Origin of the sequence: Phyllobacterium chamaecytisi (assembly GCF_020164455.1) — a bacterium.
In the GTDB taxonomy this organism is placed as follows: domain Bacteria; phylum Pseudomonadota; class Alphaproteobacteria; order Rhizobiales; family Rhizobiaceae; genus Phyllobacterium; species Phyllobacterium chamaecytisi.
The window spans coordinates 254,192-274,918 of the sequence record NZ_JAIQWW010000007.1 but is presented as its reverse complement, the minus strand read 5'-3'; the positions used below and the strand labels follow the sequence as shown (position 1 = coordinate 274,918).

Annotated in this window: 25 protein-coding genes; 19 read left to right on the top strand and 6 right to left on the bottom strand. The window is 56.9% G+C overall.

Translation table 11 applies throughout. The annotated features are described in order from the left end of the window. Positions 1 to 266: 266 nt before the first annotated feature. On the bottom strand, positions 267 to 1,205 hold the full coding sequence (locus LB462_RS13655; RefSeq protein WP_224508685.1) for a DMT family transporter: 939 nt from the start codon (positions 1,203 to 1,205) through the stop codon (positions 267 to 269). Between the two features lie 141 nt (positions 1,206 to 1,346). On the opposite strand from LB462_RS13655, the gene LB462_RS13650 reads away from it, so the two are divergent. Further along, entirely contained in the window at positions 1,347 to 2,573 is a 1,227-nt protein-coding gene (locus LB462_RS13650; protein ID WP_224508780.1) for an alanine racemase, read from the top strand. 14 nt (positions 2,574 to 2,587) lie between these two features. Here the strand turns inward: LB462_RS13650 and LB462_RS13645 are convergent, their stop codons facing one another. Then, complete coding sequence (locus LB462_RS13645; protein WP_224508684.1) at positions 2,588 to 3,802, bottom strand: lytic murein transglycosylase; 1,215 nt, start codon at positions 3,800 to 3,802, stop codon at positions 2,588 to 2,590. Positions 3,803 to 3,918: 116 nt separating this feature from the next. After that, on the bottom strand, positions 3,919 to 4,737 hold the full coding sequence (locus LB462_RS13640; RefSeq protein ID WP_224508682.1) for a glycoside hydrolase family 25 protein: 819 nt from the start codon (positions 4,735 to 4,737) through the stop codon (positions 3,919 to 3,921). Positions 4,738 to 5,106: 369 nt separating this feature from the next. Between LB462_RS13640 and mdcA the strand changes: the two genes are divergently transcribed. The 12 genes from mdcA (at position 5,107) to LB462_RS13580 (ending at position 14,544) form a co-directional block, all read left to right on the top strand. Further along, positions 5,107 to 6,753, top strand: a complete 1,647-nt coding sequence (gene mdcA, locus LB462_RS13635; RefSeq protein WP_224508680.1) for a malonate decarboxylase subunit alpha — start codon at positions 5,107 to 5,109, stop codon at positions 6,751 to 6,753. Positions 6,754 to 6,769: 16 nt separating this feature from the next. Next, complete coding sequence (gene mdcC / locus LB462_RS13630; RefSeq protein WP_224508678.1) at positions 6,770 to 7,087, top strand: malonate decarboxylase acyl carrier protein; 318 nt, start codon at positions 6,770 to 6,772, stop codon at positions 7,085 to 7,087. Continuing rightward, positions 7,084 to 7,983, top strand: coding sequence for a biotin-independent malonate decarboxylase subunit beta (locus LB462_RS13625; RefSeq protein ID WP_224508676.1), 900 nt, complete (start codon positions 7,084 to 7,086; stop codon positions 7,981 to 7,983). The genes mdcC and LB462_RS13625 overlap by 4 nt, the downstream gene beginning before the upstream one ends. Then, entirely contained in the window at positions 7,970 to 8,686 is a 717-nt protein-coding gene (locus LB462_RS13620; RefSeq protein WP_224508674.1) for a biotin-independent malonate decarboxylase subunit gamma, read from the top strand. Before LB462_RS13625 ends, LB462_RS13620 begins: the two co-directional genes overlap by 14 nt. Beyond that, positions 8,679 to 9,329 (top strand): malonate decarboxylase holo-[acyl-carrier-protein] synthase, encoded by a 651-nt coding sequence (gene mdcG / locus LB462_RS13615; protein ID WP_224508672.1) that lies wholly within the window; start codon positions 8,679 to 8,681, stop codon positions 9,327 to 9,329. Before LB462_RS13620 ends, mdcG begins: the two co-directional genes overlap by 8 nt. Beyond that, positions 9,326 to 10,177, top strand: coding sequence for a triphosphoribosyl-dephospho-CoA synthase MdcB (gene mdcB / locus LB462_RS13610; protein ID WP_224508670.1), 852 nt, complete (start codon positions 9,326 to 9,328; stop codon positions 10,175 to 10,177). Before mdcG ends, mdcB begins: the two co-directional genes overlap by 4 nt. Continuing rightward, complete coding sequence (locus LB462_RS13605; RefSeq protein WP_224508668.1) at positions 10,171 to 11,091, top strand: ACP S-malonyltransferase; 921 nt, start codon at positions 10,171 to 10,173, stop codon at positions 11,089 to 11,091. The genes mdcB and LB462_RS13605 overlap by 7 nt, the downstream gene beginning before the upstream one ends. 111 nt (positions 11,092 to 11,202) lie before the next feature. Beyond that, positions 11,203 to 11,982 carry an alpha/beta fold hydrolase gene (locus LB462_RS13600; protein ID WP_224508666.1) on the top strand — a complete coding sequence of 260 codons (780 nt, stop codon included), beginning with the start codon at positions 11,203 to 11,205 and terminating at the stop codon, positions 11,980 to 11,982. 703 nt (positions 11,983 to 12,685) lie between these two features. Continuing rightward, entirely contained in the window at positions 12,686 to 13,153 is a 468-nt protein-coding gene (locus tag LB462_RS13595; RefSeq protein ID WP_112532617.1) for an ADP-ribosyltransferase-containing protein, read from the top strand. Positions 13,154 to 13,206: 53 nt separating this feature from the next. Then, a complete protein-coding gene (locus tag LB462_RS13590) occupies positions 13,207 to 13,878 on the top strand; it encodes a hypothetical protein (RefSeq protein ID WP_224508664.1) in 672 nt (223 codons plus the stop codon). A gap of 90 nt (positions 13,879 to 13,968) precedes the next feature. After that, a complete protein-coding gene (locus tag LB462_RS31440) occupies positions 13,969 to 14,193 on the top strand; it encodes an RNA polymerase sigma factor (RefSeq protein ID WP_370637146.1) in 225 nt (74 codons plus the stop codon). A 177-nt stretch (positions 14,194 to 14,370) separates the two neighbouring features. Then, positions 14,371 to 14,544 carry a hypothetical protein gene (locus tag LB462_RS13580; protein ID WP_162713631.1) on the top strand — a complete coding sequence of 58 codons (174 nt, stop codon included), beginning with the start codon at positions 14,371 to 14,373 and terminating at the stop codon, positions 14,542 to 14,544. 214 nt (positions 14,545 to 14,758) lie between these two features. Here LB462_RS13580 and LB462_RS13575 read toward each other — a convergent pair whose 3' ends face one another. Both LB462_RS13575 and LB462_RS13570 read right to left on the bottom strand, forming a co-directional pair. Then, the gene (locus LB462_RS13575; RefSeq protein ID WP_224508659.1) at positions 14,759 to 14,986 is read right to left on the bottom strand and encodes a hypothetical protein; all 228 of its coding nucleotides are present in this window, start codon (positions 14,984 to 14,986) and stop codon (positions 14,759 to 14,761) included. Positions 14,987 to 15,323: 337 nt separating this feature from the next. After that, positions 15,324 to 15,647, bottom strand: a complete 324-nt coding sequence (locus LB462_RS13570; RefSeq protein WP_224508657.1) for a hypothetical protein — start codon at positions 15,645 to 15,647, stop codon at positions 15,324 to 15,326. A 247-nt stretch (positions 15,648 to 15,894) separates the two neighbouring features. Between LB462_RS13570 and LB462_RS13565 the strand changes: the two genes are divergently transcribed. The 4 genes from LB462_RS13565 (at position 15,895) to LB462_RS13550 (ending at position 18,236) form a co-directional block, all read left to right on the top strand. Further along, positions 15,895 to 16,908, top strand: coding sequence for a 2-dehydropantoate 2-reductase (locus LB462_RS13565; RefSeq protein ID WP_370637136.1), 1,014 nt, complete (start codon positions 15,895 to 15,897; stop codon positions 16,906 to 16,908). Between the two features lie 318 nt (positions 16,909 to 17,226). Further along, positions 17,227 to 17,538: a P27 family phage terminase small subunit gene (locus LB462_RS13560; protein ID WP_224508652.1), complete on the top strand. Its 312-nt coding sequence runs from the start codon at positions 17,227 to 17,229 to the stop codon at positions 17,536 to 17,538. A 129-nt stretch (positions 17,539 to 17,667) separates the two neighbouring features. Next, the gene (locus LB462_RS13555; RefSeq protein ID WP_112532339.1) at positions 17,668 to 17,871 is read left to right on the top strand and encodes a hypothetical protein; all 204 of its coding nucleotides are present in this window, start codon (positions 17,668 to 17,670) and stop codon (positions 17,869 to 17,871) included. A 155-nt stretch (positions 17,872 to 18,026) separates the two neighbouring features. Continuing rightward, positions 18,027 to 18,236: a hypothetical protein gene (locus LB462_RS13550; RefSeq protein ID WP_224508651.1), complete on the top strand. Its 210-nt coding sequence runs from the start codon at positions 18,027 to 18,029 to the stop codon at positions 18,234 to 18,236. A 538-nt stretch (positions 18,237 to 18,774) separates the two neighbouring features. On the opposite strand, the gene LB462_RS13545 is transcribed toward LB462_RS13550, so the two are convergent. Continuing rightward, positions 18,775 to 19,086 (bottom strand): hypothetical protein, encoded by a 312-nt coding sequence (locus tag LB462_RS13545; protein ID WP_224508649.1) that lies wholly within the window; start codon positions 19,084 to 19,086, stop codon positions 18,775 to 18,777. Between the two features lie 674 nt (positions 19,087 to 19,760). Here LB462_RS13545 and LB462_RS13540 point away from each other — a divergent pair. Together LB462_RS13540 and LB462_RS13535 are read left to right on the top strand one after the other, a co-directional pair. Beyond that, the gene (locus LB462_RS13540) at positions 19,761 to 20,261 is read left to right on the top strand and encodes a hypothetical protein (RefSeq protein ID WP_112530187.1); all 501 of its coding nucleotides are present in this window, start codon (positions 19,761 to 19,763) and stop codon (positions 20,259 to 20,261) included. A 93-nt stretch (positions 20,262 to 20,354) separates the two neighbouring features. Then, the gene (locus tag LB462_RS13535; protein WP_224508647.1) at positions 20,355 to 20,681 is read left to right on the top strand and encodes a helix-turn-helix domain-containing protein; all 327 of its coding nucleotides are present in this window, start codon (positions 20,355 to 20,357) and stop codon (positions 20,679 to 20,681) included. Positions 20,682 to 20,727: the final 46 nt, after the last annotated feature.

The window sequence follows — 20,727 nt, the reverse complement described above, 5'->3', positions numbered from 1 at the left end:
AAATTTGCCACATAAAAAGCCCAAATATTGCGGTCTTGTGACATGGATAGTAGAAATTTTTTGCCGTCTAAACCTAAGTTTTTGAATTTAAACCCATTTAGAGCGGTAGAAAATATTCAAATCACGATAAAATGTTCCCAAAAGCGGTATATTTTTGCAGTGCAGCAAAAAGGTCACACAGAAGGGGTGTAGCTCGAACTTGCCACAATTAGGCCAGAATTAAGCCGCGGACCCCGAGCTGTAAGGCTAACGGTATATTGAAAACTTTACGCTTTTTGGCGCTTTTGCAGCTTTGAGAGCAGCCTGCCATCAATCGCCAACAGTCCAAGAGCGATCAATGCAATGCCAACGAAGTCCTGAAGCGCGAGCTCCTCGTCGAGAAAAATTGTTCCAAGCAGAATAGCGCTGACTGGAACGATCAAAGTGACGAGTGATGCATTTGTTGCGCCCGCCGTCCGGACGATCGAAAAATAGAGGATATAGGCGAAAGCGGTCGACAGGAGGCCAAGACCGAGAATGGCCAACCAGACACCGGTATCGATGTTCGCTACGGCAGGAACGCCGTCGTAGATGAGCACCACGGGTATCATGATGAGCGTGGACGCGGTCATTTGACCGGTGGACGTTACTGTGGGTGGAACTCCCTTGAAGCGCTTCGCCAGAATGCCGGCAAAAGCGTAGGAGAGGGTGGCGCCGATCACAGCAATTTCAGCCCAAAGCGGACCACCGAGACCCGTGAGAACACCAGGGCCGATCATGATGACGAGCCCGAATATGCCCAGGAGAATGCCGACAAGTTTGTTGATCGTGATCCTTTCGTCTACCGTAAGGATGGCGGCGACAACGACCGTCCAGATCGGTGTTGTCGCATTGAGGATCGACTCGACACCTGCGCCAAGAACTGTCTGCCCGATGAAGAGCAGGGAAAAGGGTATGACGTTCATCAGCAGGCCAAGGCCGGCGAACTCAAATGCATGATCCCGGTAGTCCCAGAACCGGACGCCGCGGCTAAGCAGATAGAGATGAAGTGCCAGAGCTGCTACCGCCACGCGAAAAAGAACCAACGTTAACGGGGGAACCACCTGAACCGCGACACGCGCAAAGAAGAATGACCCACCCCAGATTGCGCCAAGAAGGAGCAATTGCAACCATGCGAAGCTGGTCATGGCGAGAGGATTGGGCGACGTTGTTGGCGCGGTGGACATGGATAGATCCTTTCGACAGTGCTGTCTGATAAGGTTTCTAGCTGTTCAACGGTATAAAACCACCCGATTCCAGCTGCAAGAAATCGACTTTCGTCTGTCACCTGTCCTTGATAAGAGTTTTGCATGACGCAGAACAAAACGATGCAACGATTCGCCTCGGCCCGTGAAGCAGCGCTTACCCTGCGACCGGATCAGCCAGTCTACTGCTTTCGCCCGCAAGTTCTGATCGATGACGCACACCAGTTCATGAAGATGTTCCCGGGCGAGACCGCTTATGCGGTCAAGACCAACGGCGAAAATCTTGTGCTCGAAACGCTGGCACGCAATGGCATCAGCGTTTTCGATGTGGCGTCCCCGGGAGAGTTCGAAGCGGTGCGCAAGGTCGCACCGGATGCGCAGATGCTCTATATGCACCCGATCAAGGCGCAGTCGGATATTCGCCTGGCTCTCGAAACCTACGGCATTCGTGTTCTGGCAGTGGATCATGAGGATGAGATCGCCAAGGTAACCCGTATCGTGCGCGCACTCGACATCGATCCAGCCAGCATCACGCTGTACGTACGACTGCAAACCAAGGGACATGCCGCCTACGAGCTGTCCAAGAAATTCGGCGCCGCTCCAGCGCATGCGGTCGAGCTGCTGCAGCGCGCCCACAAGATCGGCTACATGGTCGGCCTGTGTTTTCATGTTGGCAGCCAGATCGAGGATCCCGACACCTATGAGCGTGCCTTGAGCTCGGCTGATTGGGTACGCAACCGCGCCGGGGTTCCTTTGGCGGGTCTCGACGTTGGTGGTGGCTTTCCCGCTGAGTACGGGCATGACCCGAAACGCAAGCATGTCGAGATGCCTTCACTTGGCCAACTGATGTCGCGGCTGCGGGGCGATATCAAGGAGTATGGTTTTGGTGATTTGCCCCTGGTGGCAGAGCCGGGCCGGGTCATCGTCGCCCGGGCGTTTTCATTGATCGTGCGTGTTCTTTTACGCAAGGGCAGGCGGCTCTACATAAATGACGGTATCTGGGCGTCGCTGTCGGATTCGTGGACCGGCAAGATCACGCTGCCTGCTCGTTTCATCCCCGATCCAGCCAAAAAGCACCGCAATGGCGATCCGAAGGAAATTGTGCCGTTCCGGGTGTGCGGCGCAACGTGCGACTCCGTCGATATCCTGTCGCGCCCGTTCTGGTTGCCCGAAACGGTCGACACTGGCGACTGGATCGAGATAGGTAATATCGGTGCTTACTCGCTGTCGCTGCGCACGCGCTTCAACGGCTTTTACCCCGACACGTTCGTCGAGGTGGAGACGCCCTTCGATGAGGGTGATCGACCGGAAGGTTTTGCCTCACTCGAGACGATGGCGCCTGCGCAGTAGCTCGCGACGAAGCTCTAAAGCTTGCCGAGAAGCTCCGGGGTCGGCCACGCATCGGCGGGCAGACCGAGGCGAATCTGTTCGTCGCGTACCGCATCGCGGGTAAGAATGCCGAACACGCCGTCGATCTTCGGGCCCATATCGTGGCCGCGCGCTGCAAGCTTGTTCTGCAATTCTTTCATTTGATCGGGATTGAGCCCGGCTTCAGGATTGGTTGGCTCAAGCGGACCCGCCCCAGCCAGGCGAGTGGCAAAATAGGCTGCTGTCGTGGCGTAGATGATCGATTTGTTCCATTCGACAAAAATATCGAAATTCGCATAGGAAAGGAAAGCGGGGCCCTTGCGGCCCATCGGAAGCAGCAGCGAGGCATCGCCATCGTCGGGACCGAGCGGTCCCTTCATACCGGTAACGCCCCACGCAGCCCATTTGGAATGGGGCAGACGGTTGGTGCGCATGGCATTTTCCCACGGCAGCTCCTGTGTGAGCTTCACTTCCTCCAGCCATGGCTCACCCCTGCGCCAGCCCAGATCATGCATCACACGAGCAGCGGTCATGATCGCATCTGGCGCGCTGTGCTTCAGATCGACCTTGCCATCGCCGTCACCGTCGACGCCGCGCTCGAGATAATCGGTTGGCAGCATCTGCATCTGACCGATCTCGCCAGCCCAGGCGCCGGTCGTCTTGGCATCGACGACACCGCTGTCAAAAAGCTTCAGAAGAGCGATCAACTGCGGGCGGAAAAGTTCTGGCCGGCGGCAATCGAATGAGAGCGTCAGGAGTGCGTTCAAAGTATCGAAATCGCCCTGAACCGCACCGAAATCCGTCTCAAGACCCCAGAATGCCGCGATCACCGGTCCTGGAACGCCATACTCAGCTTCTGCCTTGGCAAAGGTATCCGCATACTTCTTGAGGTTTGCCGCGCCCTGTTTCAAGCGGTAATCGGACACCATGCGCGAGGAGAAAGTGAGGAAAGTCTGATTGAAGACGCCTTGAGCGCGGTCGCGCTCCAGTACCTTGTCATCCATCGAAGCCTTGAGAAGCTCACCCAAGCCCTTATCGGTTACACCGGCGGCTTTTGCCTCGGCGATCAGGCCATTGAACCACGGCTCCAGTTCGCCCCCGCATGCGGGCTTTGCCACTACCGGTTGCGTCGGTGCTACCTGATCCAGGGCATGGGCAGTGCTGGACAGGGCAAAAACGCTGACGGCAAGTGCAATCGATAGTTTGTTCATAAGAAAATCTCATTGATAACGGGCGCGTTCAGTACACGCGGAATTTTTCCTGCTAATGCACGAATATGTGGATGGCGTGAAGTCAAAGAAGTGCGAGAAAACGCTGGCGCTAAGCTTTATCGGACCTTGTTGCGCACCAGCCACTGTTTCCAGGCGCTTTCATTGCCCGCGAAAACATTGATATCTGCGTCGCCGCGTATGCCAGGGACTACTCCGGTCCCGGTATATTGCCAGAACGTCCAGGGATGCGGTCCGTACTTCTCATCGGGGTGACCTGCCACTGAGCGCAACCAGAATGGATAATTGGCAAGCTGCCTCAGATCGTTGTCGTCGAAGAAATCGACGGTTGTATAGATGATTGGCCGCTTGCCGTAGTGACGTTCGAGAATATCCAGGAACGTACGCATTTCGCCGCGCACGACAGCAGCATTTGGCCTGAGCTTGCAGGTTGGAGAAGCGGCGTTCCACTCCATGTCGAGAACCGGGGGCAAAGCGCTCGGATCGTTAGGAACATGCTCGATGAACCAGCGCGCCTGTTCCTTGGCGGTACGGCAGAAATAATAGAAATGATAGGCACCGCGAGGGATGCCTGCGGCGCGCGCCGCTGCCCAGTTCTGGCCAAATCTTTCGTCGAACCTGTCGGCGCCTTCGGTCGCCTTTATGAAGACAAAGGAAATACGGCTGCTGCGAACCGTCTGCCAATCAACTGTGGATTGATATTTCGAGACGTCCGTTCCATGAATCGGATATCGCCACGGCGTCTTGCCGGTCCAGTCGTGAGGATCGCGATCACCGAAACGCGGCGCGCTCACGTTGCCTGTCGGAGCGGCGATCTGTTGAACGGCCGAAGTTTGTTTTGGTGCGGAGAAGTCGTAGTCAACTGTGGTGCAGCCGGCGAGCAAGAGGGTCAATATACTGGCTGCAAGTCGTTTCATGAAGGAGTTCCGTATCGAATCGTGGACGGTGCGTCACAGGTACCTTACAGATGCGTCATTATGCTTAATAAAGATTGCATATTAGAAATTAGCCAAAGGCAATTTAGCTATCTCATAAATTCCGCGTATTTTCGGCCCTTTTGGACGAGATACGGTATCTAGTCGGGAATTGCAAAACCGCATTTCAAACTCTTTTTCGGAACTTTTCTTGACGCCACATTGACTCTACGCGTCGGCGATCTTGTCAAACGCAGTGCTCAATTGCACCTCAATCGCCTCGCTCGGCTTTTAGTGACCACACCTAAGTATAATAGAGCTTTGATCGTTGCCTCGCTAAGACTGGGACAAGTTGTGCACGGAGTACCAGAAATGCGGAACTGGAGTACACAAAAGGAGGCTCTCGCACTGCGACGCTATGCCGGCCAGCGCTATGCCTGCGGCAAGATCGTCGCCTTGGATGACCTCCCTCGATTCCTGGAAGCAGTCCTCCGGCCAGGTGATCGCGTCTGCCTGGAAGGCGATAACCAGAAGCAAGCCGATATACTCGCCAAGGCACTTGCCAATCTCGACCCCGGCAAGATCCATGATCTCCACATGGTGCAATCGGGCGTCGTGCTGCCGGAGCATCTCGATGTGTTCGAGAAGGGCGTCGCCAAGCGGCTGGACTTCTCCTATTCGGGCCCGCAATCGACGCGCATCGCGCGCATGCTGTTCGGTAGCAAGATCGAGCTCGGCGCCGTCCATACCTATCTGGAGCTCTTCGCCCGCTATTTCATCGATCTGACGCCGCAGGTGGCGTTGATCGCCGCGGTCAGCGCCGATCGGGATGGCAACCTCTACACTGGCCCCAACACCGAGGACACACCGACCGTCGTAGAGGCGACCAGCTTCAAGAGTGGCCTTGTTGTGGCGCAAGTCGCCGAGATCGTCGACAAGGTGCCGCGCGTCGATATCCCCGGAGACTTGGTCCATTTCGTCGTTGACGCAAAAAAACCGTTCTATGTCGAACCGCTGTTCACCCGCGATCCGGGCGCGATCACGGAGACACAGATCTTGACGGCAATGCTGGCCATCAAGGGGCTCTATGCGCCCTATGGTGTTCGCCGCCTCAACCACGGCATCGGCTTCAACACCGCCGCCATCGAGCTGCTGTTGCCCACCTATGGCGAAAAACTTGGTCTTAAGGGCAAGATCTGCACGCATTTTGCACTCAATCCGCATCCTACACTTATTCCGGCGATCGAGGCCGGTTGGGTGGAGCAGGTCCACAGCTTCGGCTCCGAAGTCGGCATGGACGATTATCTCTCGGCGCGGTCCGACATCTTCTTCACCGGTCCGGATGGATCACTCCGCTCCAACCGCGCGTATTGCCAGGTCGCGGGGCTCTATGCCTGCGACATGTTCATCGGCTCCACTCTACAGATCGATCTCCAGGGCCATAGTTCGACGGTTACGACCAACCGCATCGCCGGCTTTGGCGGCGCCCCCAACATGGGGTCTGATTCGCGCGGGCGTCGCCATCCGAGCGAGCCCTGGCTGAAAGCTGGCGCTGATGCCGATCCCGATACCGCAGAGGGCCTGCGCCGCGGGCGTAAACTGGTGGTCCAGATCGGCGAGACCTTTGGTGAAAAGAACGTGCCGCTGTTTGTAGAACAGCTCGACGCCCTCGAACTTGCGGATAAGCTCGACCTCGATCTCGCACCGGTCATGATCTACGGCGATGACGTTAGCCACATCATCACCGAGGATGGCATCGCCAACCTCTTGCTCTGTCGCGACAATGACGAGCGCGAACAGGCAATCCGCGGTGTTGCCGGTTACACCGATGTAGGGCGGGCACGTGATCGCAAGATGGTCGAACGGCTACGCGCACGCGGCGTCATCCGCCGCCCGGAGGATCTCGGTATCGATCCGCTAGATGCGGACCGCCGCATGCTGGCAGCGCGCTCGATCAAGGATCTCATGCTCGCCTCGGGTGGTCTCTATCAGCCTCCGAGTCAGTTCCGAAATTGGTAATGAGGGGAAACCGACCATGGAAAAGCTCAGTTTCACAATGAAGCCGTCAACCCCCGCCACCGGCACCCGTGCAAGAGCCATCGTCGGCGTCGTCGCCTCGGGCAATCTGGAAGTCCTTCTCGAGCGTAATTTGCCAGCAAACATCTGCATAATCGATATCGCCACGGCAGCGCCCGGTTTTGCAGCCGTGTGGGAAGCGGTGATCGAGGACTTTGTGACGCGGCGGCCGGCGGGCGGCCTGCACATCTCCATCAATGACGGCGGGGCGCGGCCGGATATGGTCTCCCTGCGTCTCGCTCAAGGTGTCCGTCTGATCGAGGAGCTTGAAGCATGACATCCGCAAACAGTTGGTATGAAGCGGGCGCTCGCCAGCGGGTCGCAGCAATGCTCGATCCCGGCAGCTTCGCAGAATTTATCGGCCCCGAGCAGCGTGAGATCAGCCCGCATCTGGCGATCTTCGATCTGCCGGAACAATTTGACGATGGCATCATCGTCGGTCACGGCACTCTCGAAGGTCGCCGCATATTGGTAGCGGCTCAGGAGGGACGCTTCATGGGCGGTGCTTTCGGCGAAGTGCATGGCGCCAAGCTCACCGGCCTCCTCCGGGCCGCCCGATCGCTCGGAGAACCTGTGCTGATCCTGTTCGACACCGGCGGTGTCAGGTTGCAGGAGGCCAATGCCGGCGAACTCGCCATTGCCGAAATCATGCGCGCACTCGTCGAGGCGCGGATGGCTGGCGTGCAGGTCCTCGGCCTGATCGGCGGCCGCGCCGGATGCTATGGCGGTGGCAGTCTGATCGCAGGTTGCTGCTCTGCCTTGATCGTTTCGGAACAGGGTCGCATCAGCGTCAGCGGTCCGGAAGTGATCGAGACAAACAAGGGGGTTGAGGAATTCGACTCGCGTGACCGCGCCCTTGTCTGGCGGACAATGGGCGGTAAGCACCGCTATCTGATCGGCGGTGCCGATGCCTTCGCCGATGACGATGTCCTGGCCTTCCGCGAAGCTGCGCTCATTGTGCTTGCTGGGAACGGCCGGCTTGATGCCGACGTGCTGGAGGCCGAGCAGCAACGTCTCGAACACCGCCTCCACCGTTTCGGCGAGGCGCATGATGCCATTGATATCTGGACAGACATTGGCGTCAGCGAGCCCACCGAAATACCAGGCCTTGCAACCGACGAATTTTTACGACGCATTACGGACAAGCGGGAGAAGGCCAATGGAGCTCGCTGATATCCTCGCTTCGCTGTTCCCGGGCGGCCATGAGGTGGCTGTCATGGACAATCTGATCTCCGGTAGCGGCATCATCAATGCAATCAAGGTTCATGTCATCGGCATCGCCGGTCAAAGCCCGCTCGGCTGCGAAGGTGCGCTCATCCTTGCCGGCCATGTGCTGGAGATTACGCGCAAAGGGAGCGCTGCGCCCATTCTCGTGCTGATCGATTCCTCCAGTCAACGGATGAGCCGGCGTGACGAACTGCTGGGCCTCAGCGAATGCCTGGCCCACCTGGCCAAGACGCTGCTGCTGGCTGGGGCGCAGGGCCATAGGACCATCGGCCTGCTCTATGGCGGTAGCGCTGCCGGCGCCTTCATTGCGACCGCACTGGCCACCGGCACGCTTGTCGCACTCCCGGGCGCGCACCCGGCTGTGATGGATCTGCCGTCGATGGCACGTGTCACCAAACTGCCCATTGAGGTCCTGAAGGCGAAGGCCGAGAAGACACCGGTGTTCGCGCCGGGTCTGGAAAACCTGGCGCAGACCGGCGCCATCCACGCCGTATGGAATCCCGATCAATCGCTTGCCGAACAGTTTCTCGCACTTCTGGCCGAGCAGACCGGCGGGGACGCACGCGATCGTTTGGGAGAAGGCCGAGGCGGGCGACCAAAAGCGGCCTCCATCGCTCAGCGCGTCGAAAAGGAGGCATCCCATGCCTGAGATTTTCCCGCGCCACACGATGGTAAAACCCTCGCCGCGCGCATGGTCCGCATTGATGGCGCAGCGCCCCGACCTGGCGAATGAGCCCCTCGTCGCGGGATGGGTCGATGCCGGCTATCCGCTTGTCGTCAGACGGTCGCTCTGCAGCGACGACGCGCAAAAGGTGGCTCTCGGTCTTCCCCTGCCGCTCGCACAGGGGAAACGCCGCATCGCGGTAACGCTCGATCCGGACGATATCCTGCGCGCAGATCCGCCGCCGTTGCTGTCCGCCGCCGTCCTGTCAGCACCCGCCTGCTGGCACCCATGCATCGCCCAGTTGATCCGCCTTGATGCAACTACCCGAGTCTTCGGCAGCCTGGCTTGGCAGTGCCTTACAGCGTTGCCCTATCTTTCCGCTGCCTCGGACCTCGATCTACTGTGGTATTTACCCCCCGGTGGCGATGTCGAATCCCTGCTCGAGGGCATCACGGCCATTGACAAGACCGCGCTGATGCGAATCGACGGCGAGGTTCATAATGCCGCGGGAGCCGTGCAGTGGCGAGAACTGCGAGGTGCAGGCGCTGGCAGCAGCATCATTGTCAAAGGTCTGCGAGACGTGCGCGTCGTCTGCCGAGCCGATATTCTCGCGGGAGGCATGCGATGATCGCTGCCATTTCTCACGCCTATACGCCAGCGTCGCATTTCAGGAGTGAAGATGTCGGCGACCTCGCAGCGCTCTGTCTGATGCTGGAAGTCGAGACCCATCCGAAGCCGGGCCTGGTCAGTCACATCGACAATGGCGCGCATTGTGACATGGACGCCGTGCTGCTGATCCGCAGCGCGGAAACACTCGCCCCATTTCTTGCCGATCTCGCAGCGGCGGGCGCCGAAGGTGCTGGCATGGATCGCCTGCGTGCGATCGGCATCGCCGCCGAACGTGCCATGCTCGCTGCGACTGGCGGTGTGAACACTCATCGCGGCGCAATCTTCGGCTTGGGGCTTCTTGCCGCCGCCGCGGGCTTTCGACATGTTTACGGTGTACGCCGCTCTCTCGGTGCGATCATCGCCGAGCGATGGGGAGAGGCTATCCTGACGGGCCCGGTTTCTTTGCACAGCCATGGCGCCAATGCGGCACGATACTATGGTGCTGGTGGCGCTCGCGCCGAGGCTGCACAGGGCCTACCGTCGGTCTACAAGATCGCCCTGCCGGCACTTCGAGCTGGCCGTGAGTTTGCTCGTGGCGACGAGGCAGCGCGCGTCCATGCCTGCATGGCTCTGATCGCCTCCGTCGAAGACACCAATCTCCTGCATCGGGGTGGATCGGCCGGGCTGGCATTCGCCCAGGCGCAGGCATCGACCTTCCTGGCGGAAGGCGGTGTGGCTCAAACGGACTGGCAAGCGCGGGCCACTGCTATTCACAGAGCTTTCACCGCCCGCAATCTTAGCCCTGGCGGGTGCGCAGACCTGTTGGCCATGGCGCTTTTTGTCGATCGTCTGGAGGCACCATGCTAGCTCTGCTTTGCGGCGGGCAAGGCTTGCAGTCCGCGGATATGTTCAGCCTCGTTGCCGACCGGCCGGAAGCTGCAACGATCTTCGAGGAGGCCACGCGCCTTCTCGGCGAAGACCCGCGCCATCTAGTGCAGAATGCCAAAAGCGATCGACTGGCCACCAACCGCACCAGCCAGATCCTTTCTGTGACGGCGGCGCTTACGCTGCATGCCTGCATTCAAGATGCTCTGCCGGAGCAGCTCGCAGTCACCGGCTATAGTGTCGGCGAGATGGCCGCCTGGAGCATCGCGGGAATCTGGACCGCGTCGACTGCCTTGAGGCTTACCGACGAACGCGCGCGCGCGATGGATGCCGCAGGAGGCGTCGGCGGACGGCTAGGTTATATCCGCGGGCTGCGGCAACCGACGATCGAACTCTTGACGGAACGTCATCATTGCGCGATCGCGATCACCAATCCCGGTAATCTGTTCATAGTAGGCGGCCGTGAACCCGATGTCATCGCGGTCTGCGCCGCGGCCTTGGCGGCTGGCGCAGTCCGCGCCGGTCTTCTCGCCGTCAAAATCGCCTCCCACACAACTCATCTCGCAACCGCAGTCGCCCCCCTGCGCGCGGCGCTGGCAACCGAGATATTGGCTGAGCCGATAGCCGGTCGCCTGCTGCTAGCCGGCGGCGATGGCGAACGCGTCGTCGCAGTGGCGACGGCAGTGGAGAAGCTGGCTGCCCAGGTCGCAACCCCAGTCGATTGGGCCACAACCCTGGACGTCCTTTCCGAATCGGGCGTCGACCGCGCCCTGGATCTCGGGCCTGGGCACGCGCTTGCCGAGATGGCGCGCGCAGCGCTTCCCGACGTTCAAAGCTACGCCGCCGACGCTTTCCGTTCCGTCGCAGGAATCCGCAAGTGGCTCGCGCCCGGATAAGCCACGACGCCCTGGCTGCGAACCGATTTCTACCGCTCCGGGTTCCCACTCTGAGCCTGCATGCCCGAGCATACGATCCATCAAATTGTCCAACGCAAAGGAAACCAAATCATGATGATGAACAGACGCACTTTCTCAGCCGCCCTTGTTGCCGGCGCCGCCGCCACCCTAGTCTCGAACCGCAGCATGGCCGCGGCTCCCGCACCGGCAAAGGCGCGCAACGTTGTTTTCGCGCACGGGCTGTTCGCCGATGGATCATGCTGGTCCGAGGTGATCGCACGATTGCAAAAGGCGGGCCTCAATGCCACCTCGGTACAGAATCCCCTGACGACGCTCCCCGAAGCGGTTGCGTCCGTCCAGCGGGTACTGGCACGGCAGGATGGCCCGACAGTTCTAGTCGGACATTCCTTTGCCGGGATGATTGTCAGCGAGGCCGGTGTCCATCCCAATGTCTCGGCGCTTGTCTACATCGCGGCGCGGGCACCGGACGCAGGCGAGGATTACGCGGCGCTGGCCAAGACATTCCCCACGCCACCGGCAACCGCTGGCATCGTTTTCGACGGTGATGAAGGACGCCTCAGCGAGACTGCATTCCTGCACGACTTTGCGGGCGACCTGCCGGAAGCAAAGGCCAAGGTGCTTTATGCGGTCCAGGAGCCGTTCCAAAAAGCTCTTCTCACCGGCAAGACCACGCAGGCAGCCTGGCGCTCGAAGCCGAGTTTCTATGCTGTTTCGACGGAAGACCGGACAATCAACCCGGACCTCGAACGCTTCATGGCGAAGCGAATGGGCGCCAAGACGATTGAAGTGAAGGCAAGCCATCTTTCGCTGATCTCCCATCCCGACAAGATCGCCCAATTGATCCTGGAAGCAGCTGGTCAGCACCCGTAGCTCTTTCCTGAACTGCTTCGCGGCCAGATCACGATGTTCGCCGAACCAGAACTCTACCGTGCCCCAAAACGATCGATGGCACGGTAGGATATCCCTACGACCATCGGCCGAGCCGGGTTAAAAAGGGATACGGATCGGGTTGAGCTACCAGCAGGATTCCGGCTCGCGCTGATTTAATAAGCCTCAAGGTGTGAGAAATAGGACGGCAGCATTATTTTTCTGAAGGTAGATTGATTCACTCACTGCAAGGTTCTGATGCGGATCGTTTGGCTCTCTGCATTAAACTCCAACGCAATGCTGTTCACCGTGCGCCGCTCGCTTACCATGAACCAATGTCTAACGTTCTGATACGAGGGTATAATATAAAACGCCTACAGTTTCCCCCAAAACTATAATGATTGCAGCGGCGATCCGTTGTTGTTGTGGTAACACCCGCTTATGGCGGGAAATGTTGATTGGAACGCAAATGCCTAGTAGATCAATGAATGGAGAAACTCCCGGGGCGGCCAACCAAACGCGAAGCCCCCAAGTCACCATAGACGGCCTCAAAGCCAACCTCGACTGTGCCGTGGAGGCAGCGTTTCTTCATGGCGCGACCGAATGGGTTCGTCTTAATCACCCAACACATTACGAGCGGCTGCTCATGAGATTTGACGACAGCGCCTTGCTGGGCGAGTGCAGGTATCTTCACTGAGGTCGTACGATGTCCACATTCACTCTGATCCTGTGCCACGGCACCGATGCCGATTTCAGAGGCTTCGACTTTAGCGAGTGCAACGACAGCGGTGCATTCGGCCGCGGATTCTATTTCTCCAACGATATGGAGCTTGAGCGGCAATATTCGAACGGTCTCGATCCGGTCGTCGCCAAGGTAACACTGCAGAACCCCTATGTTCTTGATAAACGTCTTTCGTACGACGAGTGGATCGCAGCCACGAGAATTTTTCGGCCGATCGAGCATGCACGCGAGAGATTGATAGGATTGGGGTATGACGGGGTCCTGCTCCTGCAAGACAGCTACGTCGAAGTCGTCGCTTTCTACCCGAGACAAATTCAAAGCTTCGACCGCAGCCCCGATCTCGCAATTCCCGATACGCGAAAACGGAACACCCCGCCTTTGTTGAAGCTCAGATCCTTGTTGGGGCGATTTCGAACATATCCCTCAAGCTGAACATTAGTTGGTGTTCATGAACCCGCTGAAGAATGAAAGAACGGAGAACGAGTATGCCTCTTGGAATCGCCAAAAAATTGCTGCTGGGTTTTGTGCTGGGAACAACCTGTCTGATGTCGTTGTCGCTGGAAAGCAATGCACAAAGCACGATGATGAAGTCAAACAACCAGCCTAGCGCCGCCCAAACATCCAGTCATGTCAATGTACGCGGGACAATCGAAAGCGTCGCCGGAAAGACGTTGGTTATCAAAACGCTGGAAGGCGGCGAGACAGCAATCACCCTTGCAGATGATCTGACTGTCAACACCGTGACCAAGGCGTCGATAGACAACATCAAACAAGGTGATTTTGTCGGCATTGCCAATGTTCCGACAAGCGGAGGCACCAGCAGTGCGCTCGAAGTCGTCATCTTCCCGGCAGCCCTCAAGGGTACTGGCGAGGGCAACTATGCGTGGGATCTGAAGCCGAACAGCAGCATGACCAATGCGACCGTTGCAAATGCCGTCAAGGGCGTAGACGGTCAGACCGTCACAGTCACCTATCGCGGTGGTCAAAAGAAGATCGCGATCCCGGACAATACGCCCATCGTGGCATTGGCGGTCGGGAAAGCAGATGATCTAAAGACTGGTGCCGCAGTGTTTGCCCCCTCGGAATTCGGAGCCGACAGCAAGTTCACCTCACATCGTGTCGTGGTCGGCACTGATGGCGTGGTCCCACCGATGTAACAGTTGTTCTCAATAGTGCATTCCGTCTGGTTCAATAAACACCGTTCCAATTGTGGCAGCAACGGCCATAACGACAGCGACTGGTGATACATTGCATACGGTGCTGACCTGATCTCACACCGGGTAATGGCATTGCCGGATGCCTGTCGCGCGGCGGTATTCCTGACCTACGTGGAGCGAATGTCTTATAGTGAGGTTGCCGAAGTTCTGGCATTGCCAATTGGCACCATCATGCGTGCTCTCGTCGACGCTCGAATTTTGTTGGCAGAAAGCAGCGTGCCTGCAAAAGATTCGGAGCCTGGAAAAGTCTTCTAGCTTTGAATGCTGTCAGGTTGCTCCTGACTGTCCGACATATTTTCTCACCACTTCCTAATGACAACCAACGTTTAGTTGACGCAAACCAGTGTATGATTCAAAACGTTGACGTCCGTTCATACTTCATTCGAGGCAGTATTTTTATTCTGCAAATTGTCAAAGATGATTGGACTGAACATGAGCACGATTCAAAGAACTGATCCTTCCGCAATCCGCACTGAGGAACTCGAACACGAACTCTACGACGCTGTGGAAATCGCATACCTGCGCGGCGCGAGCGAATGGGTTCGCATTCACTATCCGCAGTATTACGAGCGCCTGCATATGCAATATGACAGTTGCGCAGCTTGAGAAATACGAAGGCCGCATTGCCAAGGTTAAGGCGCGCGATTTGCGTCCTTCAACCTCGTTCCTGAGGTTGCTTTCAAATCCGGCCCCCGTTTTACCGGGGAGCCGGATTTGAGTTGTCAGTTACAGGAGTAGGGATCGCAGTATCCGTAATTATCGTCGCGGCGGAAGTCCCCAAAGTGATCTCTGCGGCCATCAAAGCGATCATGACTTGCCATCACGCCACGAGCACTGCCGAAGATGCCACCTGAACCGAACATACCTCCATGGGAGCGTCCGCCGAAGCTATGATCGCCATCGCCGAAACCTCGTCCCATACCATGGTCACCGCCGCCAAGGCCTCGACCATCGCCGCCATGATCCCCACTATGGCTGCCGCCTCCGTCGTGTCCTCCGCCATGCCCTCCACCGCCGCCATGTGCCATTGATTCAGTTGCCGAGCCAACGGCTACCATTGCCCCCAAGGCCAATACAGCCAGGGCCGTTACAGATTTTCTCATAACTCACTCCTTTACTTGTAAGCTTTCACATTTGGTAGGAAAGCAAACTTGATTTAGGCATGGGAGTCAGACACTTTAAATTATGCGATGGTATACGAGGATGATCCAGTAGTGTGAGTGATATTACTCTATATTTGTCGCGAGTAACCCATTTTTATATCGATAAACTTTGGGTGATCACCTATGACGTGCACAACTACTTGTACATTCGTCGACTCGCGTGTCGCATGGGCTGCTCTATGAAGATCAACCCACGCAGGGGATTCTTAAAAGCTGTAAGGACTATCGGCAGTAGTATGGATAGCCGCCGCCGAAGAGAAACGGGAATCCGCACGAGTAGTAGGGGTCTCCCCAGTAGTAACCGTCGTTCCCAAAATGCCGAAAATGCCGGAAGTGACCTCGGTCGTGGAAACCATAGTGGTAGAAGTGGCCGCGGTTCCCATGAAAGCCGCCGAAGCGATGACCACTGTGGAAACCGTGGCTTCTGAATATCTCGTGACCGCCGCCATGGCCTTCGTGACCGCGCGCCATCGTTTCTGTCGCTGAGCCAACTGCCATCGCAGCGCCCAAGGCCGCTACCGCCAGAACTGTTGCTGTTTTTCTCATAGTTCACTCCTAAATATCGTGTTCTGTTTTTCATGGGGAGTTACTCTGATGTGGGGGCGGTAAGTGCTCCGGACCAATCAGAGTTTGGTGATGCAATTGTGTATGGGCCGTGAGGTTCTCGGCCCCCTAGTCTTCCGCGCGGATGCTAGTGAGCTATTTTTTTTGCGTGAGGCGGTTGAGTGCGATTCTGTCGCATGTGATTCCCAATTTTGGTCATTAGGTATCCAAAACGACTGTGAAAACATCGATGCTCACCATGACGAAATCCCGACCTTTAAAAGTATGCATCTATGGCGCTGGAGCTATTGGGGGGACCATGGGTGTCCTGCTGGCACTGGCAGGAGCCGAAGTCAGCGTCATCGCGCATGACGCAACGCTGGCGGCAATCAAGAACGACGGCCTCCAATTGACGAAAGACGGCAAGGCTCACCGTGTTCATGTTCGGGCAACCGATGACCCCTCTCAACTGGAATCCCAGGATTACGTGATCGTGTCAGTGAAAACGACCTCGCTTGAGGATGCGGCCTCACACATAGCGCCTTTGTTGAACCCCGGCACCAAAGTCATCACCGCAATGAATGGCGTCCCCTGGTGGTTCTTCATCGGCGGCAATGGGGTACTCAGCAACACACGGCTGACTGCTGTGGATCCACGTGGGATTGTCGAAAAGTCTATACCCTTGGCCCAGACGGTCGGCTGTGTCGTCTACATGGCTTGCTCTGTCGATGCGCCCGGAAAAGTCCGGCACAATGGTGGAAACAAGCTGATTATCGGCTACGCGGACAACAGCCAGCTTGACGGGCTGGACGAAATCAAGGACCTGCTCAACGCGGCAGGGTTTTCATGTCACGTCACCGCGGCCATACGCAATGATATCTGGCACAAATTGTGGGGTAACCTCAGCATCAATCCGATCAGCCTGCTTACGGGCGAGACAAGCGACATCATCATCAATGATCCTCTGGTCTACGAACTCTGCGTCCACATGATGCAGGAAGCTGCGGCGATAGGCGAGGCCATCAATATTCCGATGACTGTGTCGACAACGGACATGATCGGACGAGCCAAGTCCTTGGGCGCGTTTAAAACATCGATGCTGCAAGACACAGAAGCTGGAAAGCCCGTTGAACTGGATGCCTTGTTGACGGTAGCACATGATATAGGAAAGATCGTCGACGTGCCGACGCCGTTTATCGACAGTGTGTTGGGCTTGGCGCGATTGCGCGCTCGAAAGCTGGGGCTTTTCGACAGGGCCGCATAATAATTATGCGGGGCCAGGTCGGGTAGCGGATGCTAGTTACTGACACGTTTAGGCAACCGATACCTATGTATACTTACGCCTCGGGCAGATTGTTTGTAACCCTTTTGTTGTGCCTGTCGAACACCGATAACCGATAGGCTTGGTAGTTCCCCCGGCTACCACGCTTCAGTTTCCCCCCCCAACTGAAGCACGGACATTCCTCCGTTGTGTCCGCAAAAGACCGCCTGGGTCGTCCTCTGGGCGGTCTTTTGTTGTCGAGGGCGAGAAACACCAGGAAGGGTAGAATGTGGCGGGATGGGAGGCGGTCATGGCGGCAGCATGGGTGGCTTTCACGGGGCAGTCAATTGGCGGCGCTATGGGAGGCATGCCTTCGGAGCAGTTTATTGGCGGCACCCACCAGAATTTACTGGCAGCGTCCCACGCAACTCCAACCGCATTAAGCGCAACCCGTTGCTTGGCATTCAGCTTCATTGCGACCGGGTAATGGCTGGCGCCGGAATCGAGCTGGGCTTAAGCCCGGTCGCGCATGCAAGATTGGCCCGACCGGAACACGAAACCGATCAGGACGACGCTTTTGAGGCCTACATTTTCGGCGATACCGATTACATCAATCAAAATTACATCAATTAAATAGCGCATCAACAGCTGTGATGCTCTCCGGTGGCGCGGAACGAGACATGAACATGGCGCTACTCTCCCCTTGCTTTCCGGTTGGCGACACTGTTGGATCGTCTTTTTGGCACTTCGGGGAGAACAGCCATGATTGCTGCTTACATCGACGAGTTCATTATGTTTTGCGCCGGATTGTGGATGACAGCAGTAGGCTTTCGCTATCTTTCGTTTCCACCTCCCAACCAAGGTGCTCAGAACGCTTGGCTCGCAAACCTTGTACACCATTTCAGATGGATGGGACCACTATTGCTGGTAATTGCTATCGTTCTGGCCATAGCCTCGCCGGCTTAGTCCGCTGGTCCTTACCCTGGCATCAACGGCGGTGATGCTCTCGGGTGGCATTGGGTGGGACATGAACTAGTCAGCTTAACCTAATGATCATTCTTGGCTTGCTTACTACCGGGACGTAGCGTTGGCGCGACAGCCAGAAATCAGGAGACCGGGAAATGCTCAAGTTCATATCCGCCGAAGGACAGATTGTTTACGTTAACCCGCATACGATCGTTGCAGTCCAGAAATATCCTGACGCGCAACATACAACCATTCACACTCTGGGACCGCAAAGCCCTAGTCACTTCTGCATCCTGGTGAACGAAGAGCCCGAGGCCGTTGCAACGCAGTGGCGGGAAGCCATCAAACAGACTTTTCCTATTTAACTTTATCCTTTGCCGACAGGTACAGCGTCAATGGCACGACTGGCTTCAAGGTGAAGTTCTGATCAAGGTTCCAACAAAAAGGCGGTGGACTTTCGACCACCGCCAATTCGTTGGTATCAATCTGGATACCGGCGTCCATCAAACAAATGAAATATGCATTAGGTCATCTTTTTCAAAAGCCCGGTCAGCTGGAGTCTCAAGGGTCAGCTGACCGGGCTGTTGGGCCTTGCTTGGGGCCCCTTGCCGACGGGGGGTGTTGTCGGCACCAAAGAGGATAGCCTTAATCAGACGATGCGAGATCGGACTAAAGGCCTACCAGTAAAAATCAAAAGTCCTACACATCGACTGAGTTTTCTCGATGGACAATACTAGGCACGCCGCCTTAGCCTTGCGCCATCGCGTCGGCTTGGTTTTCACGGGCTCAAGACCGAATGATCTGTATTCCTTCATGCGGTCATTGCGAGCCAATGGCCGGAAGGATTCCACTACATCATTCTCAAGTAGTAGTGCAGGTTGCTGCCGTTCTTTGCCATATATTTCAGCGCCAGAACTCGTCCAGATAGTCAATGACCTCGCCGTCAGATCCTGCGACCTGGCTAAGCATCATCTGGTCGATCCAAAAGAGGATGGCCTTACGTATCTCCTGATCCTGCCAACCGGCTTCCCTGGCCTTCTCATGCACCCGGATATAGGTAAGGTGGTTGAATGGAAGGGCAATCTGATCCTTGAACATCTCCTCGATCGCGTCCGCACATTCAGCGCCGCGCCGAAGATAGGGGCCGTCCTCCTTGGGCGGCTTTATTTCGTATCGGGTATGATATGGAACATAAGACTCCTTGCGTTCTCTCATGGCATCACCTCATTATCAGGCGTTCTTAATCCAAGCCTGTTCCATGGCCTCTTCCGCGATCGTTTGACGCGAGCCAATAGGCGAAGCTAGGCACTCAAGTGCGTGGCCCTCTTGCCTCCGAGCCTCCTCGGAGAATCGGCGAAACTCTCCGATGAAGCTAAACTGTCCGGCGTGCTTGAAGTTCCCGCGGGGTAGATCGGTGGGGCTCGATGCTTCCCGTCCTATGCTGAAAGAGAGGCCCAACCGTGGGCAGGGCGCCTCTGGAGAGTGGCCGGGCCTCAAGGGGAGCGGGCCTGCGATCATCTCGATGAAGATCTGGCGTCGGGTTATGGTTGCATTCTGCACGTAATGGTCGCTGCCAGCTGGCCGAGCAGCGCGACTAGTTCGGCGGACTCTTGAGAGGCCGTGCGAACCCACCACTTCCCGCATCGTTACAGTTACGTACTTGTTAATTGCCCACCGTAGGATTTCACTGGCCGAAAATAAAATACTCACGATCAAATCAAACGGTACCGTTGCCCACAAGCTCGGGTTCCGTTGGTTCTTGGTCCTGATGTCGGGAAGAACGCTCTCGGCGATTTGAATTCTTGTGACGTACCTACATCTTAGAGATTTTGATGCGTCGAACACATCGTCGTGTTTTTTTCATTGAAAGCAGAACACAGGAGGAGATCATGCATTTATTAGTTCGGACTGCCCTGGCAGTTGCTGTCCTTACCGTTCCATGTGAGGCCCAGGATATGTTCAAGAAATATGGCAAGGCGGCCGGTTGGGACATATTTGTCAATGAGAAGACGGGCCCGGGCTGCCTTATCGCCCGGCAGAACCCCGACGATGGCGCACAGGTGGAGATCGGTATCGATGCAACGGCAGATCTGCGCGGCTATCTGGCGCTTTACTCCAAAAAACCTGAAAAGATTACCGCAGGTGAAAAGCTCTCGGTAGTATTCGACGTCGATGGTGAGAAGTTCACGGGCGTGGCTACCGGCCAGGAGATTGAAGGATTCGACGGTGCAACCGTTCCTTTCAACGACCTTGATTTTATCTATGGCCTTGCCAAGAAGAAGAAACTGACGATCACCGCGAAAGGGCGCAATGAATTAGTGGTTGACCTCACTGGTACCGACGCTGCGTTCAAGGCATTGCGCGCTTGTCAAGCCGCTCAGAAGAAGTAGCGGCGTCCGTCTGAAGGGAGGAGAGGGGCGGGTCAAAGCTTCCTGCTTCAGTTTAATGTCGATTCTGCATCTTTACATCACATTGCGGAGCACATGGAGTACATCGCTCCGTACGGCAACGACATACCGGAAATCACGCCAACGGCCTTGGAAGCGCTGCGGTCGACGGAGCTGACAACGACAAAGCGATCCGGTGTCGATCGTGAACGCGACGAGCTGAAGAAGTGCCTGGACTATGTGCGAGAGGGTGACACGCTACGGGTGACTAAATTTGATCGCTTGGCGATTGCCAGCGACATCCAGGCGCGCCGGTCTGCCGGCGAAAGCTTTCGCTCGATCGCGAAGAGCGTCGGTTTCAGCGTGGCGACGGTTCAGAACGTGTTGAAAAGCGCAGCTTCCGTCGTCGATAACGCGGGGTAGGGCCGCTGGCACGGTCGCGCTAGGACCGCACGGTCATTTGGGCGGT

What these genes read in the sequence shown, in the direction of transcription:
- LB462_RS13545 (WP_224508649.1), bottom strand. Translation starts at nt 19,086, where the DNA reads ATGAGAGAACGCAAGGAGTCTTATGTTCCATATCATACCCGATACGAA.
- mdcB (WP_224508670.1), top strand. Translation starts at nt 9,326, where the DNA reads ATGATCGCTGCCATTTCTCACGCCTATACGCCAGCGTCGCATTTCAGG.
- LB462_RS13565 (WP_370637136.1), top strand. Translation starts at nt 15,895, where the DNA reads ATGCTCACCATGACGAAATCCCGACCTTTAAAAGTATGCATCTATGGC.
- LB462_RS13560 (WP_224508652.1), top strand. Translation starts at nt 17,227, where the DNA reads ATGGGTGGCTTTCACGGGGCAGTCAATTGGCGGCGCTATGGGAGGCAT.
- LB462_RS13655 (WP_224508685.1), bottom strand. Translation starts at nt 1,205, where the DNA reads ATGTCCACCGCGCCAACAACGTCGCCCAATCCTCTCGCCATGACCAGC.
- LB462_RS13645 (WP_224508684.1), bottom strand. Translation starts at nt 3,802, where the DNA reads ATGAACAAACTATCGATTGCACTTGCCGTCAGCGTTTTTGCCCTGTCC.
- LB462_RS13570 (WP_224508657.1), bottom strand. Translation starts at nt 15,647, where the DNA reads ATGAGAAAAACAGCAACAGTTCTGGCGGTAGCGGCCTTGGGCGCTGCG.
- LB462_RS13590 (WP_224508664.1), top strand. Translation starts at nt 13,207, where the DNA reads ATGCCTCTTGGAATCGCCAAAAAATTGCTGCTGGGTTTTGTGCTGGGA.
- LB462_RS13600 (WP_224508666.1), top strand. Translation starts at nt 11,203, where the DNA reads ATGATGATGAACAGACGCACTTTCTCAGCCGCCCTTGTTGCCGGCGCC.
- LB462_RS13535 (WP_224508647.1), top strand. Translation starts at nt 20,355, where the DNA reads ATGGAGTACATCGCTCCGTACGGCAACGACATACCGGAAATCACGCCA.
- mdcC (WP_224508678.1), top strand. Translation starts at nt 6,770, where the DNA reads ATGGAAAAGCTCAGTTTCACAATGAAGCCGTCAACCCCCGCCACCGGC.
- LB462_RS13640 (WP_224508682.1), bottom strand. Translation starts at nt 4,737, where the DNA reads ATGAAACGACTTGCAGCCAGTATATTGACCCTCTTGCTCGCCGGCTGC.
- LB462_RS13580 (WP_162713631.1), top strand. Translation starts at nt 14,371, where the DNA reads ATGAGCACGATTCAAAGAACTGATCCTTCCGCAATCCGCACTGAGGAA.
- LB462_RS13650 (WP_224508780.1), top strand. Translation starts at nt 1,347, where the DNA reads ATGCAACGATTCGCCTCGGCCCGTGAAGCAGCGCTTACCCTGCGACCG.
- LB462_RS13595 (WP_112532617.1), top strand. Translation starts at nt 12,686, where the DNA reads ATGTCCACATTCACTCTGATCCTGTGCCACGGCACCGATGCCGATTTC.
- LB462_RS13540 (WP_112530187.1), top strand. Translation starts at nt 19,761, where the DNA reads ATGCATTTATTAGTTCGGACTGCCCTGGCAGTTGCTGTCCTTACCGTT.
- mdcG (WP_224508672.1), top strand. Translation starts at nt 8,679, where the DNA reads ATGCCTGAGATTTTCCCGCGCCACACGATGGTAAAACCCTCGCCGCGC.
- LB462_RS13550 (WP_224508651.1), top strand. Translation starts at nt 18,027, where the DNA reads ATGCTCAAGTTCATATCCGCCGAAGGACAGATTGTTTACGTTAACCCG.
- LB462_RS13625 (WP_224508676.1), top strand. Translation starts at nt 7,084, where the DNA reads ATGACATCCGCAAACAGTTGGTATGAAGCGGGCGCTCGCCAGCGGGTC.
- mdcA (WP_224508680.1), top strand. Translation starts at nt 5,107, where the DNA reads ATGCGGAACTGGAGTACACAAAAGGAGGCTCTCGCACTGCGACGCTAT.
- LB462_RS13620 (WP_224508674.1), top strand. Translation starts at nt 7,970, where the DNA reads ATGGAGCTCGCTGATATCCTCGCTTCGCTGTTCCCGGGCGGCCATGAG.
- LB462_RS13605 (WP_224508668.1), top strand. Translation starts at nt 10,171, where the DNA reads ATGCTAGCTCTGCTTTGCGGCGGGCAAGGCTTGCAGTCCGCGGATATG.
- LB462_RS13555 (WP_112532339.1), top strand. Translation starts at nt 17,668, where the DNA reads ATGATTGCTGCTTACATCGACGAGTTCATTATGTTTTGCGCCGGATTG.